We start from the raw sequence: 16,446 nt of genomic DNA on the forward strand, positions 1-16,446 counted from the left end.
CGCCCGGCCGGATCCCCCGCCACCCCCAGCCGAGAGGGACAGCCGTGTCCGCAGCACCCGACCGCATGCACCGGCCCGACAACGAACTGGTCGACCTGGTATTCGACTACATGCGGGAGCGGCTGCAGTACGACCCCGTCCCGCTCGACCACCCCGGCGACGGCGAGCACCTGCGCGCCCAGCTGGCCGGCCTGCTGAACCCCGAGGGCAACAGCCCGGCCGACGTGCTCAAGCTCTACGACCACGAGCTGTCCCGCGCCGTCATCTCCGCCGACAGCCCGCGCTACCTGTCCTTCATCCCGTGCGCCCCCACCAAGGCCGCGCTGCTGTTCGACATGGTCGTCTCCTGCGCCTCCCTCCAGGGCATCTCCTGGCTGGAGGCGGCCGGCGCCATCGCCGCCGAGAACCAGGTGCTGCGGCTGATCGCCGACCGCGCGGGCCTGCCCGAGACGGCCGGCGGCTGCTTCGTCTCCGGCGGCTCGGCGGGCAACCTGTCCGCCCTGGTCGTCGCCCGCGACACCGCGCGCCGCAAGCTGGGCGTCGGCCCGGAGGCGCGCCTGCGCATAGCCGTCGCGGACCAGGTGCACTCCTCGGTCAAGAACACCTTCAACATCATCGGCGTCGAGGCCTTCAAGGTCCCGACCGTCGACCGGCGGTTCACCGGTGAGGCGCTGCGCGCGGCCCTGGCCGCCGACCCCGCCCCGGAGACGGTGATCGCGGTCGTCGGCACCGCCGGCACCACCAACGAGGGCATCGTCGACGACCTCCAGGGCCTCTCCGAGGTCGCCCGCGAGCGCGACATGTGGTTCCACGTGGACGGCGCCTACGGCGGCGCGGGCCTGTTCGCCCCCTCGGTCCGTGCCCGCTACAACGGCATCGAGCACGCCGACTCCTTCGTGGTGGACCCGCACAAGTGGCTGTTCGCACCGTTCGACTGCGCCGCGCTGATCTACCGCAACCCGCAGCTCGCCCGGGCCGTCCACACCCAGGACGCCTCCTACCTCGACGTCCTGCACACCGAGGGCGACGAGTGGAACCCCACCGACTACGCCTACCACCTGACCCGGCGCGCCCGTGGCCTGCCGCTCTGGTTCTCGCTCGCCGTGCACGGCACCCAGGCGTACACCGACGCCATCGAGACCGGCCTCAAGCTGGCGCAGGACACCGCCCAGCTGATCCGCGACACCGAGCACCTGGAGCTGCTGTTCGACCCGCAGCTCTCCGCGGTCTGCTTCAAGCGCACGGGCTGGACCAACGACGACTACTACCGCTGGTCGCAGCAGCTGCTCGCGGACCAGATCGGCTTCGTCACCCCCACCGGCTGGGACGGCGAGACGGTCGCCCGCTTCGCCTTCCTGCACCCGGGCACCACGATGGAGATGGTCCGGGAGATCCTGGACACCATGGCCTGAGCGCCACGCTCATCGCCGCGGCCCCGCCGGAGCACCTCCGGCGGGGCCGCGGCGCGCCCACGGGAACGTCGCTACAGGAAGGCCCCGCTCGGCAGGTACGGCGCCGGCGGCCGCATCCCGTGCAGGCCGACGTAGCCCCCGGGCTCCGGGCTGAGCCCCACCTCCAGGCCGACGTCCAGCGCCCACTCCTGCTCGGCGGTGAGGAAGTCCACCCGCGCGCGCACCCCCTCCGGCACCCGGGCCAGCGCCTCGCGCAGCAGCCGGGCGGCGATCCGCTTGGTGGTGGCGGCCAGCAGCTTCACCTCGCCGCCGTCGCGGTAGCAGTAGCCGCTGCCGGCCAGCGCGTCGGCGATCAGCAGCTCCTCGAAGTGGCCGAGCATCAGCTCGTGGTCCGGCCCGTGCGCCGAGCCGCGCAGCCGCCGGTCCACCGAGTCCAGCAGGTGCCGGTGGGTCGCGTTGCCGCGGTGCACCGGGATGTCCCCGGGATCGACCAGGCCGGCCCGGTCCACCCGGCCGTCCAGCCGCATCGCCGGGTGCAGTGTGAACCCGGCCATCCGGTAGCGGCGGGCCGCCGCCGCGGACTGCGGCACGCACACCATCCCGCGCAGGCACCCGCGCCCGTGGGCCGCCGCCCGTTCCAGCAGCAGCCGCCCGACGCCCTTGCCCTGCGCCTGCGGCCGGACGGCGAACAGGGACGGCGTCCACAGCCCCTCCCGGCGCATCGACAGCACCGCGCCGACCGCCTCCCCGGCGCTCTCGGCGAGCCAGCAGCCCGACGGATCCGTGCGGGCCAGGTGTCTGGTGCGCGCCAGCTGCACCGGCGTCGGCGCAGCGCCCGGGGTGCCGGGCCCGGAGGCGGCGGACGAGGCGAGGGCGATCTCCTGGACGGCCTCCGCGTCGGCGGCGGTGTCCCTGACCTGGCGCAGGATCATGCCCACCATCCTGGCGTCCGCCGCGCCGCCGCGAGGCCGCTTCGCCCGGATCGGGGGATCGCGCGGTGACCGCTCCATCCCGGTTGTGCGAGCATGGGAACCGTAGGGGACGCGGGTGGCACACCCGGCCCACGGAAAATCCGCCGCCGAGAGGCCGCAAAACCACAGCCGTCCGGGAAATGAATCCGGACGGCCCTTGGTTGGCACTGGCGGCAGACCGTTCTCAAAGACCGGGAGAAAGCAGATGACCGTCCAGGACGAGACCACCGTAGAGAGTGGCATCCTCCTCACCGATGCCGCCGCGGGCAAGGTCAAGGCCCTGCTGGAGCAGGAAGGCCGCGACGACCTCGCGCTGCGTGTCGCCGTCCAGCCCGGTGGCTGCTCCGGCCTGCGTTACCAGCTGTTCTTCGACGAGCGCTCGCTCGACGGCGACGTCATCAAGGACTTCGGCGGTGTGAAGGTCGTCACCGACCGGATGAGCGCCCCGTACCTGGGCGGCGCCACCGTCGACTTCGTCGACACCATCGAGAAGCAGGGCTTCACGATCGACAACCCGAACGCCACGGGCTCCTGCGCCTGCGGCGACTCGTTCAGCTGAGCCCCAGCGGCTCAGCGCTCGAACGACTGACGAAGGCGGCCCCGGGGAACACCCGGGGCCGCCTTCGTCGTGCCCGCGTCCCGCTACTTCGCGGCGCCGTCCGGCGAGACCGGGTCCGGGCCCGCGTGCGGGTCCGCGTCCAGCGGGATCGCGTTGCCGGTGGACAGGTCGTTCACGGTCCGCCCGGCCAGCGGCGCGCGCAGGTCGGCCGTCACCGTCTGCCGCTTGGCCAGCTCGCTGCACACCTGCCCGGACTTCACCGGTGCCGCCACGACGACCTTGACGTCCACCTGGCCCGGGTGCGACTCGTCCGCCTTCAGCGCGTACTGCTGGCACACCCCGCCGTAGAAGTACACGGTCAGCTTGTTGCTGCCGTCCACCCGGTAGGTGACCGCCGGACGCACCGCCGGCGACGGCCCGTTCGGGTTCGGCTCGCCGACCGCGATGCCGGGCCCCGGGGGAGTGACCCCCGTCGGCTGCGCCGGAGCCGGCGGCACCGAGCCCGGGGCCGTCCCGGCCGGTGCCGGAGCCGTGGCCGACGCGGCCGGCCCACCGGAGGCGCCTGCGGTGGGCGCGCCCGCGGACGCGCCGGCCGACGCACCGTCGGACGGCGTCGGCGCCACCGGGGAGCCCGTGGCCGTGGCCGTTGCCGCCGCCGTGGCCGCCGCCTCCGAGGACGACTTGCCGTCCCCGTTGCACCCGGCCACCGTCACCGCCGCCGCCAGCACCAGACCCGCCAGCGCCACCGCCCGCCGACCGCGCGGCATCCTCTCCTGCTCCATGTGCACATCCTCCCGAGGGCTCAGCGGTGCCGCCTCCGGGGGCCGCTCCGCGCGGATGTGACGTGGCCCGGACGGATCCGGTTCCGTCCGGGCCCCAGGAGCCTCAGTTGCCGTACTCGGCCATCCCCGCGACCAGCCGCTGGGCGCCGGACGGCACCCGGAAGCCCGCGAGCACGGGGGCGCTCGGCTGGGGGCCGGCCGCCAGCAGTGGCCAGAACCGGCGCAGCCGCCGGGAGGAGTCCACCAGGGCGTCGAGCGTCTCGCCGTCCGCGTCGCCGCGCAGCACGGGGAGCGAGGAAGGACTGGGCATCATCGGGCACCGCTCCGATCCAGGTCGTGCCGCGGCCGCACTGCCGCGGTCACCGGGGCCGGCCGGTCCGGCGCACCCCTGCGGCCAACCTAGGACCACGTTCTTCCCGCCCACCAGTGCTACTCGGAGGTAGTACACGTTCGCCTGCAGCCGGTGCCATTTCCGGCACTCGTGGGACCTCCTCGCGCCCGCCCGGTACCGTGAACGGGTTAACAACCCCGCTCGCCCATGGCCCCGCCGCCATCCTGAGGAGACCTCCCGTGCGCATCGCCGTCGCCGGCTCGATCGCTACCGACCACCTGATGACGTTCCCCGGCCGGTTCGCCGACCAGCTGGTCGCCGAGCAGCTCCACACAGTGTCGCTGTCCTTCCTGGTCGACACCCTGGACATCCGCCGCGGGGGCGTCGCCCCGAACATCGCGTTCGGCATGGGCGTGCTCGGGCTGAACCCGATCCTCGTCGGCGCGGCCGGGGCGGACTTCGCCGAGTACCGCAGCTGGCTGGAGCGCAACAACGTGGACTGCCGGTCCGTCCACATCTCCGAGACCCGCCACACCGCCCGGTTCATGTGCACCACCGACGAGGACCACAACCAGATCGCCTCGTTCTACACCGGCGCCATGGCCGAGGCCCGCAGCATCGAGCTGAAGCCGATCGCCGACCGGGTCGGCGGCCTGGACCTCGTCCTGATCGGCGCGGACGACCCGCAGGCGATGGTCCGCCACACCCAGGAGTGCCGCACCCGCGGCTACGCCTTCGCGGCCGACCCCTCCCAGCAGCTGGCCCGCCTGGCGGGCGACGACATCCGCGAGATCGTCGACGGCGCCGCGTACCTGTTCACCAACGAGTACGAGGCCGCGCTGATCGAGAGCAAGACCGGTTGGGGCGCCGACGAGCTCCTCGCCCGGGTCGGCACCCGGATCACCACCCTCGGCAGCAAGGGCGTGCGCATCGAGCGCAAGGGCGAGACCGCCATCCTCGTGGGCTGCGCCCCCGAGGAGACCAAGGCCGACCCGACCGGCGTCGGCGACGCCTTCCGGGCCGGCTTCCTCACCGGCCTCTCCTGGGACCTGGAGCTGGAGCGCTCCGCCCAGCTCGGCTGCATGCTCGCCACCCTGGTGATCGAGACCGTCGGCACCCAGGAGTACGAGCTGCGCCCGGCCGCCTTCCTGAAGCGCTTCGAGGACGCCTACGGCGCCGCCGCAGCCGCGGACGTCCGCCCGCACCTGGTCAAGTAGTCCGCCGCACCAGGTAGGCCGCGCCCCGGTCGCCGCCGTAGTCGGCGGCCGGGGCCTCGCCCGCGTACTCCTGGCCGCGCATCGCGCACCACGCCGGGATGTCGAGGCGGGCCGCCTCGTCGTCCGCCAGCACGGCGACCGTGCCGCCCACCGCCACCTCGCCGATCCGCTTGGCCAACTCGATCACCGGCAGCGGGCAGCGCTTGCCGAGCGCGTCGATCACTGTGACCGGCCCGCTCGCCTCCGGGCGCACCCCCTGGGTGCCCGGCGCCGGCAGGTCCAGCCCCAGCGGCGCCCGGACGCCGGCCACCAGCTCCGGCAGGACGGCCAGGAACCGCTCGACGTCCGCCTCGGCCGTCCCGTACGGCAGCGAGACCCGGACGTTCCCCTCGGTGAGCACCCCCATCGCGGCCAGCACGTGGCTGGGCGTCAGCGTGGACGAGGTGCAGGACGAGCCGGAGGAGACGGCGAAGCCGGCCCGGTCCAGCTCGGTCAGCAGCACCTCGCCGTCCACGTACAGGCAGGAGAAGGTGACGATGTGGGGCAGCCGCCGCACCGGGTCGCCGACCACCTCGACCTCGGGCACCAGCTGCGGCACCCGGGTCCGGATCCGCTCCACCAGCGCGTGCAGCCGGGCGTTCTCCCGCTCGGCCTCGGCCCGCACGGCCCGCAGCGAGGCGGCGGCGGCCACGATCGCCGGGACGTTGACGAAGCCGGGCACCCGGCCGCCCTCGCGCTCGTCGGCCGGCAGCGGCGACGCGTACCGGACGCCCTTGCGCACCGCCAGCACCCCGACCCCCGGCGGCCCGCCCCACTTGTGCGCGCTCGCGGTCAGCAGCGACCACCCGGCGGGCACGCCGACCCGGCCGGCGCTCTGGGCGGCGTCGACCAGCAGCGGGACCCCGGCCTCCCGGCAGAGCCCGGCGACCTCCTCGACCGGCTGGACCGTCCCCACCTCGTGGTTGGCGCTCTGCAGCACGGCCAGCGCGGTGTCCTCCCGGAGCAGCCCGGCGAAGCCGTCCACCGGGACCCGCCCGGCCCGGTCCGCCGGCGCCACCGAGACGGATCCGCCGGCCGCCTCGTGCCTCTCGGCGACGTGCAGCACGCTGGAGTGCTCCACCGCCGAGTGCACCAGGTGCCCGCCGCGCCGCCGGTTGCCGCTCAGCGCGCCCAGCATGCCGAGCTGGACGGCCTGCGTGCCGCTCGCGGTGAAGGAGATCTCGTCGGCCCGGGCGCCGAGCACCTCGGCCACCGTCTCGCGGGAGGCGTCCAGCAGCATCCGGGCCTGCCGCCCGGAGCGGTAGAGTCGCGCCGGATCGGCCCACCCCTCGTCCAGCGCGGCGGTCAGGGCCTGCCGCGCGACGGGGTGGAGCGGCGCCGTCGAAGCCACGTCGAAGTACACGGTCACATTTAACGACACGCCGGGCCGCTCCGGAGCCCGGCGCAGGTGCTCACCGCTCGTCAGTCGATCATCCCGAATGTCCGCTTCGTCCGCGTCCGACGGACCGTCACCCGCGTTGCGAGAGGTCATCCCCCGATCGGGGGATCGGACCTCGAATGCCTGCGATGACCTGCGGCGCAGCCCCCGCCGGGCCTGATCGGGCGACCGGGCGGCGCGTTACCGGGGGCTGCCCGTCAGGAGCGCATAAGGCTGGAGTAGGGTTTGGCCCGCATAAGCATTCAAACCGTGCCCGTGGACGGGTCGCCGGGGAGGGACAGTCCTCCTCGGGGCGACGCGAAGGCGGGCGAGACTTCGGGAAGGCGCTACGTGAGTCCCAACGGCTCCGACCGCTCGCCGCGGCGCACGATGCGGCGGAAGCTGCCTCAGGCGCTGGCACTGGGCCTCGTCATCGCGACCGCCACCGGCTGCTCGGCCAACGACCTCCCCAGGCTTGGCCTCCCGAGCCCCGTCACCTCGGAAGGACCCCTGGTCCTTCACATGTGGCAGGGCTCCTGGATCGCGGCGCTGGTGGTCGGCGTACTGATGTGGGGTCTGATCATCTGGAGCGTGATCTTCCACCGGCGCAGCCGCACCGGCGTGGAGATCCCCCCGCAGACCCGGTACAACGTGCCCATCGAGGCGCTCTACACCGCGGTCCCCATCATCATCGTCTCGGTGCTCTTCTACTTCGTCGCCCGCGACGAGAACAAGCTGACCTCCGTCTCCGCGAAGCCGCAGCACTACGTCAACGTGGTCGGCTTCCAGTGGAGCTGGGCGTTCAACTACGAGAACACCGAGAACCCCGACCCGGCCAACAAGGACGCCGCGTACGAGGTGGGCACCCCCAAGGACGCGCCCACGCTGTGGCTGCCGGTCAACGAGTCGGTCCAGTTCCGTCTCACCTCGCGTGACGTCATCCACGACTTCTGGCCCGTCAACTTCTTGATGAAGATGGACGTCGTGCCGGGCGTGGTGAACAAGTTCGAGGTCACGCCGACCGTCAAGGGCGAGTACAAGGGCAAGTGTGCCGAGCTCTGCGGCACCGATCACTCGCGCATGCTGTTCAACGTCAAGGTCGTCGACCGAGCCGACTACGACAAGCACCTGGCTGACCTCCGGGCCAAGGGCCAGGCCGGCGCGGTGCCCTCGGGCGTCATCTCCATGGGAAGTGAAGAGAAGTGACCATCCTCAACGAGCCCGCCGCGGCCGGCGGGGGCGCCGAGGCCGTCACGGTCGGGGCGCAGCGGACCCGCAAGCCGGGTGCGACCATCATCAAGTGGCTCACGACCACTGACCACAAGACGATCGGCACCCTGTACCTGGGCACGTCGTTCGCCTTCTTCCTGATCGGTGGCATCCTCGCCCTGGTCATGCGTGCCGAGCTGGCTCGTCCCGGGACCCAGATCCTGTCGAACGAGCAGTTCAACCAGGCGTTCACGATGCACGGCACGATCATGCTGCTGATGTTCGCGACCCCGCTGTTCGCGGGCTTCGCGAACTGGATCATGCCGCTCCAGATCGGCGCCCCGGACGTGGCCTTCCCGCGTCTGAACATGTTCGCGTACTGGCTGTACCTGTTCGGCTCGACCATCGCGGTCGCCGGCTTCCTCACCCCGAACGGCGCCGCGAGCTTCGGCTGGTTCGCCTACTCGCCGCTGTCGGACGCCGTGCACTCGCCGGGCGTCGGCGGCGACATGTGGATCATGGGTCTGGCCTTCTCCGGCTTCGGCACGATCCTCGGTGCGGTCAACTTCATCACCACGATCATCTGCATGCGCGCTCCGGGCATGACGATGTTCCGCATGTCGATCTTCGTGTGGAACGTCCTGCTGACCGCGGTGCTGGTCCTGCTGGCCTTCCCGGTGCTGGCCGCCGCGCTGTTCGCCCTGGAGGCGGACCGCAAGTTCGGTGCGCACGTCTTCGACCCGACCAACGGCGGTGCGCTGCTCTGGCAGCACCTGTTCTGGTTCTTCGGTCACCCCGAGGTGTACATCATCGCGCTGCCGTTCTTCGGCATCGTGTCGGAGATCATTCCGGTCTTCAGCCGCAAGCCGATGTTCGGCTACTCCGGTCTGATCGCGGCCACCATCGCGATCGCCGGTCTGTCCGTGACGGTGTGGGCGCACCACATGTACGTCACCGGACAGGTGCTGCTGCCGTTCTTCTCCTTCATGACCTTCCTGATCGCGGTCCCGACCGGTGTGAAGTTCTTCAACTGGGTCGGCACCATGTGGAAGGGCTCGCTGAGCTTCGAGACCCCGATGCTCTGGACGGTCGGCTTCCTGGTCACCTTCCTCTTCGGCGGTCTGACCGGTGTCCTGCTGGCCTCCCCGCCGATCGACTTCCACGTCTCGGACTCGTACTTCGTCGTCGCCCACTTCCACTACGTGGTCTTCGGCACCGTCGTCTTCGCGATGTTCGCCGGCTTCCACTTCTGGTGGCCGAAGATGACCGGCAAGATGCTGGACGAGCGCCTCGGCCGGATCACCTTCTGGACGCTGTTCTTCGGCTTCCACACCACCTTCCTGGTGCAGCACTGGCTCGGCGCGGAGGGCATGCCCCGCCGCTACGCCGACTACCTGGCCTCGGACGGCTTCACCACGCTGAACACCGTCTCGACCATCGGCTCGTTCGTGCTCGGCCTGTCGATCCTGCCGTTCCTGTACAACGTCTGGAAGACGGCCAAGTACGGCGAGAAGGTCGAGGTCGACGACCCGTGGGGCTACGGCCGTTCGCTGGAGTGGGCGACCTCCTGCCCGCCGCCGCGGCACAACTTCCTCACCCTCCCGCGGATCCGCTCCGAATCCCCGGCCTTCGACCTCCACCACCCGGAGATCGCCGCGCTGGACTACCTGGAGAACCACGGTGAGGAGGCCAAGCACCTCGCCGGCGTGACCCCGGCGAAGTACGACGCCCCGCAGCTGGGCAAGGGCAAGAAGGACGGCGACGCCTGATGAAGGAACAGGGAAAGATCTTCCTCGGCCTGGCGGTCTTCGTCCTGGCGATGGCGATCACCTACGGCCTGTGGACGAACCAGTCGGACCACGGCATCGAGGCCGCCGGTACCACCGCGCTGTTCCTGGCCTTCGCGCTGTGCGCCTTCATCGGGTACTACCTCGCCTTCACCGCCCGCCGGGTGGACAGCGGCGCGGGTGACAACCCCGAGGCCGAGGTCGCGGACGACGCCGGTGAGCTGGGCTTCTTCGCCCCGCACAGCTGGCAGCCGCTCTCGCTGGCCATCGGCGGCTCGCTGGCCTTCATGGGCGTGATCTTCGGCTGGTGGCTGCTGTTCTGGTCGATCCCGATCATCCTGATCGGTCTGTTCGGCTGGGTCTTCGAGTTCTACCGGGGCGAGAACCAGAACCAGTAGGTTCCGTCGCACCGGCAGGGGCCGGACCTCCCACACGGGAGGTCCGGCCCCTGTTGCGTCTCCGGGGTGAGCCCCTCACTCACCCGGGTGAACGCGGGGTCGCTCGGATGTCGCTCCAGGGCCAGGCGTTCCTACGATCTGATCAATCGTGCGAACCCCCGGAGGCGGTCATGGCCGACAGGCGCGGAATAGCGGGTCTCGGCGGCATCACGCTGGCCCTCGCAGTACTCACCCCGCTCGCCGCCTGCTCGGCCGGTGGTGACGAACCCACCGGCCCGCACAAGGTCGACGCGGCGCAGCTGGTCCACCTCTCGGCCGAGGGCAAGGTCGACCCGGCCCAGTCGGTCACCGTGACCGCCGCCGCCGGCAGCAGGCTGACCGACGTCACCGTGGTCGGCCCGGACGGCCGGGTGGTGGCCGGCAAGCTCGCGGACGACCAGCGCAGCTGGCAGACGACCGGCCGGCTGAAGGCCTCGGCTTCGTACAGCGTCCGGATCGCCGCGGACGACGGCAGGGGCGGGCGCGGCGAGACCACCCAGGCCTTCAGCACCCTCGCCGCCCAGCGCCTGCTCACCGCGAAGCTCGGCCCGGACTCCTCCGGCAGCGGCGTCTACGGGGTCGGCCAGCCGCTGACCGTGCAGCTCTCCGAGGCCGTCAAGGACCCGCAGGCCCGGCAGGAGGTCGAGCAGGCCCTGACGGTCACCTCCCAGCCCGCCGTCACCGGCGCGTGGTACTGGGTGGACGACAAGAACCTGCACTTCCGCCCGGAGGAGTACTGGCCCGTCGGCACCACCGTCGGCCTGGCCTTCGACGGCACCGGCACCCGGATCGCCGACGGCCTGTACGGCGGCGACCGAAGCAGCCTGAAGCTGCGGATCGGGGCCCGGGTCGAGTCGGTGATCGACGCCGCCGCCCACGAGCTCACCCTGAAGCGCGACGGCGAGGTGATCCGGACCATCCCGGTCACCACCGGCAAGCCCGGCTTCGACACCCGCAACGGTGTCAAGGTGGTGCTCGGCCAGGAGCGCTCGGTGCGGATGAACGGCGAGACGATCGGCATAGCCGCGGGCAGCTCGGAGGCCTACGACCTCAACGTCGAGTGGGCCACCCGGGTGACGTGGAGCGGCGAGTACGTCCACGCGGCGCCGTGGTCGGTCGGCTCACAGGGCTACGAGAACGTCAGCCACGGCTGCACCGGCATGAGCACCGACAACGCCAAGTGGTTCTACGACAACACCCGGGTGGGGGACCTGGTGACGGTGGTCAACAGCCACGGCGCCACGATGGAGCCGTTCGGCAACGGCTTCGGGGACTGGAACGTGTCCTGGGCGGACTGGGTCAAGCACAGTTCCCTCGGGAAGCCCTTCAGCACCACCGTCCCGGCCTCCCAGGCCCCCGCCACGGGGATGATCCGCCCGGAGCTCTGAGCGGCCCTCCGGAGGCCGTCCTGGTCCTCCTAGTTCTCCTGCTCCTCCGGGAAGGCGACCCGCAGCGCGGTGTCCAGGGCCGCCAGGGCGTCCCCGCGGGACAGCCCGAGCCGGCGCACCCGTTCGGCGTACTCGGTGGCCGCCTCGGCGGCCAGCCGGTGCGCGGTGTCGCCGGTGGAGGCGATCAGCGTGCCGCGCCGGCCGTGCGTCTCCACGACGCCGTCGGCCTCCAGCTCCCGGTAGGCGCGGGCGACCGTCCCGGCGGACAACTCCAGCTCCTCGGCCAGCGCCCGGACGGTGGGCAGCCGCAGTCCGGTGGGCAGTTCGCCGGAGCGGGCGAGCTCGGCGATCCGGGCGCGGATCTGCTCGTACGGGGGAGTGGCGGAGGAGGGGTCGACGGACAGCTGCACGATGGGCTCCTGAGGGTGCCTGGGGGCTGGGGAGACGGCAAAGCCCGAGGGCCGCCGACCAGAAGAAGTCTGGTCAGCGGCCCTCGGGTGTGGCGCTGCGGTGCGTACGGGATCAGTGGTGGCCGTGGCCGCTGGTGATCTCGTGGTGCTCCTCGGCGGTGGGCTTGGGGATCTGGCTGCCCTCGCCGTAGAAGCCGCGGGACAGCTTGGCCCGGGTGCGGGTGAGGACGCCGGCCTTGCCGGCCACGCCGTTCTCGTCCGTCTGGGCCGGCAGCTGGACCGGCTGGTTCTGCTCGTGCGCGGTGAGCTTGAACAGGTCCTTCTGCGGCAGCTGGGCGTGCACCTCGACGAACTCGCCGTGCGGCAGGCGCTTGATGACGCCGGTCTCGCGGCCGTGCAGCACCTTCTCCTTGTCACGGCGCTGGAGGCCGAGGCACCAGCGCTTGGTGACGATGAAGGTGATGACCGGCACCACGAAGAAGCCGGCGCGCACGAAGTAGGTGATCGAGTTGATCGACAGGTGGAAGTGCGTGGCGAACAGGTCGTTGCCACCACCGACCAGCAGGACCAGGTAGAGGCTGATCCAGGCGGCACCCAGGGCGGTGCGGACCGGGGCGTTGCGCGGGCGGTCCAGGATGTGGTGCTCGCGCTTGTCGCCGGTGATCCAGCCCTCGATGAACGGGTAGACCGCGATCGAGACCAGGACCAGCGGGAAGATCATCAGCGGGATGAACACGCCCAGGTTCAGGGTGTGGCCCCACAGGCTGATCTCCCAGCCCGGCATGACGCGGATCAGGCCCTCGGAGAAGCCCATGTACCAGTCCGGCTGGGCGTCGGTGGACACCTGGTCGGGGCGGTACGGGCCGTACGCCCAGATCGGGTTGATCGTGGCGATCGCCGAGATGGCGGCGATGATGCCGAACACCAGGAAGAAGAAGCCACCGGCCTTGGCCATGTAGACCGGCATCAGCGGCATGCCGACGACGTTCTTCTCGGTCTTGCCTGGGCCCGCCCACTGGGTGTGCTTGTGGTAGAAGACCAGGATCAGGTGCGCCACCAGCAGGCCGAGCATGATGCCCGGGATCAGCAGCACGTGGATCGTGAAGAACCGCGGCACGATGTCGTGGCCGGGGAACTCGCCCCCGAACAGGAACATCTGGATGTAGGTGCCCACCAGCGGGACGGCGAGGATCGCGCCTTCCATGAAGCGGATACCGGTGCCCGACAGCAGGTCGTCCGGCAGCGAGTAGCCGAAGAAGCCGTCGAACATGCCCAGGACCAGCAGCAGGAAGCCGAAGACCCAGTTGATCTCACGCGGCTTGCGGAACGCGCCGGTGAAGAACACGCGCATCATGTGCACGAGCATGGCGGCCACGAAGACCAGGGCGGCCCAGTGGTGGATCTGGCGGATCAGCAGGCCGCCGCGGACCTCGAAGCTGATGTCCACGGTCGACGCGTACGCCTCGGACATGCCGATGCCCTTGAGGGGCACGTACGAGCCGTTGTAGACGACCTCGGCCATCGACGGCTTGAAGAACAGCGTCAGGTACACGCCCGTCAGGATGATGATGACGAACGAGTAGAGGCAGATCTCGCCCAGCATGAAGGACCAGTGGTCCGGGAAGATCTTGCGCAGGTTGGCCTTGGCGAGGGAGTAGATCCCCAGCCGGCCGTCCGTCCAGTCAGCCGCGGCCTCCCACTTGTTGGCGGGGTTGGCGCGCGTGCTGGCGGGCTTGGCGGCACCGGAGGTGGTGCTGCTCGCGCTACTCATCGAGCACGCTCCCAGTAGCTCGGGCCGACGGGCTCATCGAAGTCGCCGGTGGCGATCAGGAAGCCCTTCTCGTCAGTTGAGATCTTCAGCTGCGGCAGCGGGTGGCCGGCCGGGCCGAAGATGACGCGCGCGCCGTCCGACAGGTCGAAGGTCGACTGGTGGCACGGGCAGAGCGCGTGGTGGGTCTGCTGCTCGTAGAGGCTGATCGGGCAGCCGACGTGGGTGCAGATCTTCGAGTAGGCGAGGATGCCGTCGAAGCCCATCTCCCGGGACTTGTCGTCCTTGATGTCCTCCGGCGCGATGCGGACCAGCATCAGGGCGTCCTTGGCGATGGCCTGCTGGAAGTCCTCGTCGTGGACGTGCAGACCCTCGGGCATGGCGAAGGTCAGCGAGCCGATGACGATGTCGTCGGCCTTCATCGGCTGGTTGGTGCTCATGTTGATGAGCTGCAGCGGCTTGGCCGGGGTCGCCTCCCTCCAGCCCGTCTCCTTCAGCTTCTTCTCGGGCAGCGGCCCGAGGTCGCGGAGCAGGACCACGCCGGAGAGCGGGACCAGCGCCATCGAGCCGATGAGGGTGTTGCGGATCATCTTCCGGCGACCGAAGCCGGACTCGGCGGCACCGGTCTTGAACTGGTTGATGACGTCCGCGCGGACCTCGTCGTCGGCCTCGATCGGGTGACGCTCGGCCGGCAGCTCGACGTCCGACATCAGGGTGCGGGCCCAGTGGACCGCGCCCGCGCCGATCAGGAACAGCGCGACGCCCAGGGTCAGGCCGAGCGCGAAGTTCAGCGCGCTGACGTGACCGAGCGGGAAGATGTAGACGATCTTGTCGGGGTCGATGCCCACGTACGACGCGATGAAGCCGATGGTGGCGATCATCGAGATCACGAACATCAGCGAGACCTGGCGCTCGGCGCGCTTGGCGGCCCGCTCGTCGATGTCGGTGCGACGGGGCTCGTGGGCCGGCAGGCCCGGGTCGGCGAACGGGTCGCCGTGGTGGGCCACCTCGCCGGCGGAGCCGTGGTGCTCCGGAAGCTTCTCTTCTGACATGTCGTGGCTCATGACTTCTTGGCCTTGGTGGTGTGGGCGGCGACCCAGATCGCGACCGCGATGAGCACGCCGAGACCGAAGATCCAGCCGAACAGGCCCTCGGTCACCGGACCGAGGCTGCCGAGCGTGAGACCGCCGGGGTTGGGCTCATCGTTGGTGGTGTGGCGGACGAAGGCCACGATCTGCTTCTTCTGCTCCTCGGGCATGGTGGTGTCCGGGAACGACGGCATGTTCTGCGGGCCGGTCTGCATGGCCTCGTAGATGTGCTTGGCGTCCACGCCCTCCAGCGACGGCGCGTACTTGCCCTTGGTCAGGGCACCACCCTGGCCGGCGAAGTTGTGGCACTGGGCGCAGTTGGTGCGGAACAGCTCGCCACCCTTGGAGATGTCCTCGGGGTTGGTCGAGGTGTACTGCTCCTGGGTCGGCGTCACCGGGCCGGGGCCGAGCGAGGCCACGAAGGCGGCGAGCTGGTCGATCTCCGCCTGCGAGTAGATGTTCTTCTTGCGCGGGACCTGCGCGCCGGGCTGCTGGGCCGGCATGCGGCCGGTGGCGACCTGGAAGTCGACGGCGGCGGAGCCGACGCCGACCAGGCTCGGGCCGTCGCTGCTGCCCTGGCCGTTCAGGCCGTGGCAGGAGGAGCAGCCGACGGCGAAGAGCTTCTTACCCTCGTCGATCGCCAGCGACTGCGCGGCGACGTCGGCCTGCGCCTTGTCGGCGGGCGCGAACACGGCGTACAGCCCCCCGGTTGCCGCCAGGGCGAGAAGTAGGACGACCAGCGCCGCCAATGGGTGGCGCCGTCGTGCGGAGAGCTTTTTCACGGAATAACCCCGGTGTCAGGATCTGGTCGACTGGTGGGTGCACCCGGCTGCCGGTCTGGCCGGCACGAGGCGGCCCGGCTAGGGCTGCGCGCGCGGTCGGTCGGTGGGAGCGTCGGCACCGGCAGAAGCGGCCCTGCGCCGGTGAGGGCGGGGGCCGCAGCCGGTGGCCAGCGACCTGATCAGCTGGTTACTTGATCAGGTAGATGGTCGCGAACAGGCCGATCCACACGACGTCGACGAAGTGCCAGTAGTACGACACCACGATGGCGGCGGTGGCCTGCTCGTGCGTGAAGCGCTTGGCTGCGTACGTCCGTCCCAGGACCAGCAGGAAGGCGATCAGACCACCCGTCACGTGCAGACCGTGGAAGCCGGTGGTCAGGTAGAACACCGTGCCGTACGGGTCGGAGGACAGCGAGAGGCCGTCCTTCTTGACCAGCTCGGTGTACTCGAAGATCTGACCGCCGATGAAGATCGCGCCCATCACGAAGGTGATGACGAACCACGAGCGGAGCTTCTTCACGTCCCCGCGCTCGGCGGCGAACACGCCGAGCTGGCAGGTCAGCGAGGAGAGCACCAGGATCGTGGTGTTGACCGAGGAGAAGGGCACGTTGAGGGCGTGCGCCTTCTCGGTCCAGAACTCCGGCCCCTTGACGGAGCGGAGCGTGAAGTACATCGCGAAGAGGGCCGCGAAGAACATCAACTCGGAACTGAGCCAGACGATCGTTCCGACGCTGACCATGTTCGGCCGGTTGACCGATCCGTGCGCGTGCCCGGTTTCTACTGCTGTTGCTGTCGCCACGACGGACATTATGTCGGTCCCTTATTCCGTCTTCACGCCGGGGGGTCTCCCTCGGAGTGTCCGGTGCGTGCGGTATGCCCGCTTGGGGG

At 70.6% G+C, this 16,446-nt stretch carries 16 protein-coding genes; 7 read left to right on the forward strand and 9 right to left on the reverse strand.

Translation table 11 applies throughout. The annotated features are described in order from the left end of the window. Positions 1 to 44 precede the first annotated feature (44 nt). Positions 45 to 1,412, forward strand: a complete 1,368-nt coding sequence (locus AB0C76_RS21880) for a pyridoxal-dependent decarboxylase (protein ID WP_359967832.1) — start codon at positions 45 to 47, stop codon at positions 1,410 to 1,412. A gap of 71 nt (positions 1,413 to 1,483) precedes the next feature. Here AB0C76_RS21880 and AB0C76_RS21885 read toward each other — a convergent pair whose 3' ends face one another. Then, positions 1,484 to 2,344, reverse strand: a complete 861-nt coding sequence (locus AB0C76_RS21885; RefSeq protein ID WP_359967835.1) for a GNAT family N-acetyltransferase — start codon at positions 2,342 to 2,344, stop codon at positions 1,484 to 1,486. A gap of 244 nt (positions 2,345 to 2,588) precedes the next feature. Between AB0C76_RS21885 and AB0C76_RS21890 the strand changes: the two genes are divergently transcribed. Further along, complete coding sequence (locus tag AB0C76_RS21890; protein ID WP_196950018.1) at positions 2,589 to 2,942, forward strand: iron-sulfur cluster assembly accessory protein; 354 nt, start codon at positions 2,589 to 2,591, stop codon at positions 2,940 to 2,942. 83 nt (positions 2,943 to 3,025) lie between these two features. Here the strand turns inward: AB0C76_RS21890 and AB0C76_RS21895 are convergent, their stop codons facing one another. Further along, entirely contained in the window at positions 3,026 to 3,724 is a 699-nt protein-coding gene (locus tag AB0C76_RS21895; RefSeq protein ID WP_359967838.1) for a hypothetical protein, read from the reverse strand. Between the two features lie 103 nt (positions 3,725 to 3,827). After that, positions 3,828 to 4,037, reverse strand: coding sequence for a hypothetical protein (locus AB0C76_RS21900; protein WP_359967841.1), 210 nt, complete (start codon positions 4,035 to 4,037; stop codon positions 3,828 to 3,830). A gap of 257 nt (positions 4,038 to 4,294) precedes the next feature. Here AB0C76_RS21900 and AB0C76_RS21905 point away from each other — a divergent pair, with 257 nt between their 5' ends. After that, a complete protein-coding gene (locus AB0C76_RS21905; RefSeq protein ID WP_359967844.1) occupies positions 4,295 to 5,272 on the forward strand; it encodes a carbohydrate kinase family protein in 978 nt (325 codons plus the stop codon). Here the strand turns inward: AB0C76_RS21905 and AB0C76_RS21910 are convergent. Next, positions 5,265 to 6,674: an aminotransferase class V-fold PLP-dependent enzyme gene (locus AB0C76_RS21910; protein ID WP_359967847.1), complete on the reverse strand. Its 1,410-nt coding sequence runs from the start codon at positions 6,672 to 6,674 to the stop codon at positions 5,265 to 5,267. The two genes, AB0C76_RS21905 and AB0C76_RS21910, sit on opposite strands and share 8 nt — an antisense overlap. 366 nt (positions 6,675 to 7,040) lie before the next feature. Between AB0C76_RS21910 and coxB the strand changes: the two genes are divergently transcribed. From coxB to AB0C76_RS21930, 4 genes are all read left to right on the forward strand, one after another. Next, positions 7,041 to 7,895 carry a cytochrome c oxidase subunit II gene (gene coxB / locus AB0C76_RS21915; RefSeq protein WP_359967850.1) on the forward strand — a complete coding sequence of 285 codons (855 nt, stop codon included), beginning with the start codon at positions 7,041 to 7,043 and terminating at the stop codon, positions 7,893 to 7,895. Beyond that, entirely contained in the window at positions 7,892 to 9,667 is a 1,776-nt protein-coding gene (ctaD, locus tag AB0C76_RS21920; protein ID WP_359967853.1) for a cytochrome c oxidase subunit I, read from the forward strand. The genes coxB and ctaD overlap by 4 nt, the downstream gene beginning before the upstream one ends. Next, positions 9,667 to 10,083 (forward strand): cytochrome c oxidase subunit 4, encoded by a 417-nt coding sequence (locus AB0C76_RS21925; protein WP_359967856.1) that lies wholly within the window; start codon positions 9,667 to 9,669, stop codon positions 10,081 to 10,083. The genes ctaD and AB0C76_RS21925 overlap by 1 nt, the downstream gene beginning before the upstream one ends. 170 nt (positions 10,084 to 10,253) lie before the next feature. After that, positions 10,254 to 11,510, forward strand: a complete 1,257-nt coding sequence (locus tag AB0C76_RS21930) for an Ig-like domain-containing protein (RefSeq protein ID WP_359967859.1) — start codon at positions 10,254 to 10,256, stop codon at positions 11,508 to 11,510. A 29-nt stretch (positions 11,511 to 11,539) separates the two neighbouring features. On the opposite strand, the gene AB0C76_RS21935 is transcribed toward AB0C76_RS21930, so the two are convergent. The 5 genes from AB0C76_RS21935 to AB0C76_RS21955 all read right to left on the reverse strand — a co-directional run bounded on the left by AB0C76_RS21935 (position 11,540) and on the right by AB0C76_RS21955 (position 16,366). Further along, the gene (locus tag AB0C76_RS21935; RefSeq protein ID WP_359967861.1) at positions 11,540 to 11,920 is read right to left on the reverse strand and encodes a GntR family transcriptional regulator; all 381 of its coding nucleotides are present in this window, start codon (positions 11,918 to 11,920) and stop codon (positions 11,540 to 11,542) included. A 112-nt stretch (positions 11,921 to 12,032) separates the two neighbouring features. After that, positions 12,033 to 13,691: a ubiquinol-cytochrome c reductase cytochrome b subunit gene (locus tag AB0C76_RS21940; RefSeq protein ID WP_359967863.1), complete on the reverse strand. Its 1,659-nt coding sequence runs from the start codon at positions 13,689 to 13,691 to the stop codon at positions 12,033 to 12,035. Then, entirely contained in the window at positions 13,688 to 14,740 is a 1,053-nt protein-coding gene (locus tag AB0C76_RS21945; RefSeq protein ID WP_359967866.1) for a Rieske 2Fe-2S domain-containing protein, read from the reverse strand. Before AB0C76_RS21945 ends, AB0C76_RS21940 begins: the two co-directional genes overlap by 4 nt. An 8-nt stretch (positions 14,741 to 14,748) precedes the next feature. Further along, entirely contained in the window at positions 14,749 to 15,558 is an 810-nt protein-coding gene (locus AB0C76_RS21950) for a c-type cytochrome (RefSeq protein ID WP_329928395.1), read from the reverse strand. Positions 15,559 to 15,745: 187 nt separating this feature from the next. Then, positions 15,746 to 16,366 (reverse strand): heme-copper oxidase subunit III, encoded by a 621-nt coding sequence (locus AB0C76_RS21955; RefSeq protein WP_030301107.1) that lies wholly within the window; start codon positions 16,364 to 16,366, stop codon positions 15,746 to 15,748. Positions 16,367 to 16,446: the final 80 nt, after the last annotated feature.

It is taken from the genome of Kitasatospora sp. NPDC048722, from assembly GCF_040650235.1.
In the GTDB taxonomy this organism is placed as follows: Bacteria; Actinomycetota; Actinomycetes; order Streptomycetales; family Streptomycetaceae; genus Kitasatospora.

Excerpts from the sequence above, each read along its gene's own strand:
- AB0C76_RS21885 (WP_359967835.1), bottom strand. The coding sequence starts at position 2,344 with ATGATCCTGCGCCAGGTCAGGGACACCGCCGCCGACGCGGAGGCCGTC.
- AB0C76_RS21890 (WP_196950018.1), top strand. The coding sequence starts at position 2,589 with ATGACCGTCCAGGACGAGACCACCGTAGAGAGTGGCATCCTCCTCACC.
- AB0C76_RS21895 (WP_359967838.1), bottom strand. The coding sequence starts at position 3,724 with ATGGAGCAGGAGAGGATGCCGCGCGGTCGGCGGGCGGTGGCGCTGGCG.
- AB0C76_RS21900 (WP_359967841.1), bottom strand. The coding sequence starts at position 4,037 with ATGATGCCCAGTCCTTCCTCGCTCCCCGTGCTGCGCGGCGACGCGGAC.
- AB0C76_RS21925 (WP_359967856.1), top strand. The coding sequence starts at position 9,667 with ATGAAGGAACAGGGAAAGATCTTCCTCGGCCTGGCGGTCTTCGTCCTG.
- AB0C76_RS21930 (WP_359967859.1), top strand. The coding sequence starts at position 10,254 with ATGGCCGACAGGCGCGGAATAGCGGGTCTCGGCGGCATCACGCTGGCC.
- AB0C76_RS21940 (WP_359967863.1), bottom strand. The coding sequence starts at position 13,691 with ATGAGTAGCGCGAGCAGCACCACCTCCGGTGCCGCCAAGCCCGCCAGC.
- AB0C76_RS21945 (WP_359967866.1), bottom strand. The coding sequence starts at position 14,740 with ATGTCAGAAGAGAAGCTTCCGGAGCACCACGGCTCCGCCGGCGAGGTG.
- AB0C76_RS21955 (WP_030301107.1), bottom strand. The coding sequence starts at position 16,366 with ATGTCCGTCGTGGCGACAGCAACAGCAGTAGAAACCGGGCACGCGCAC.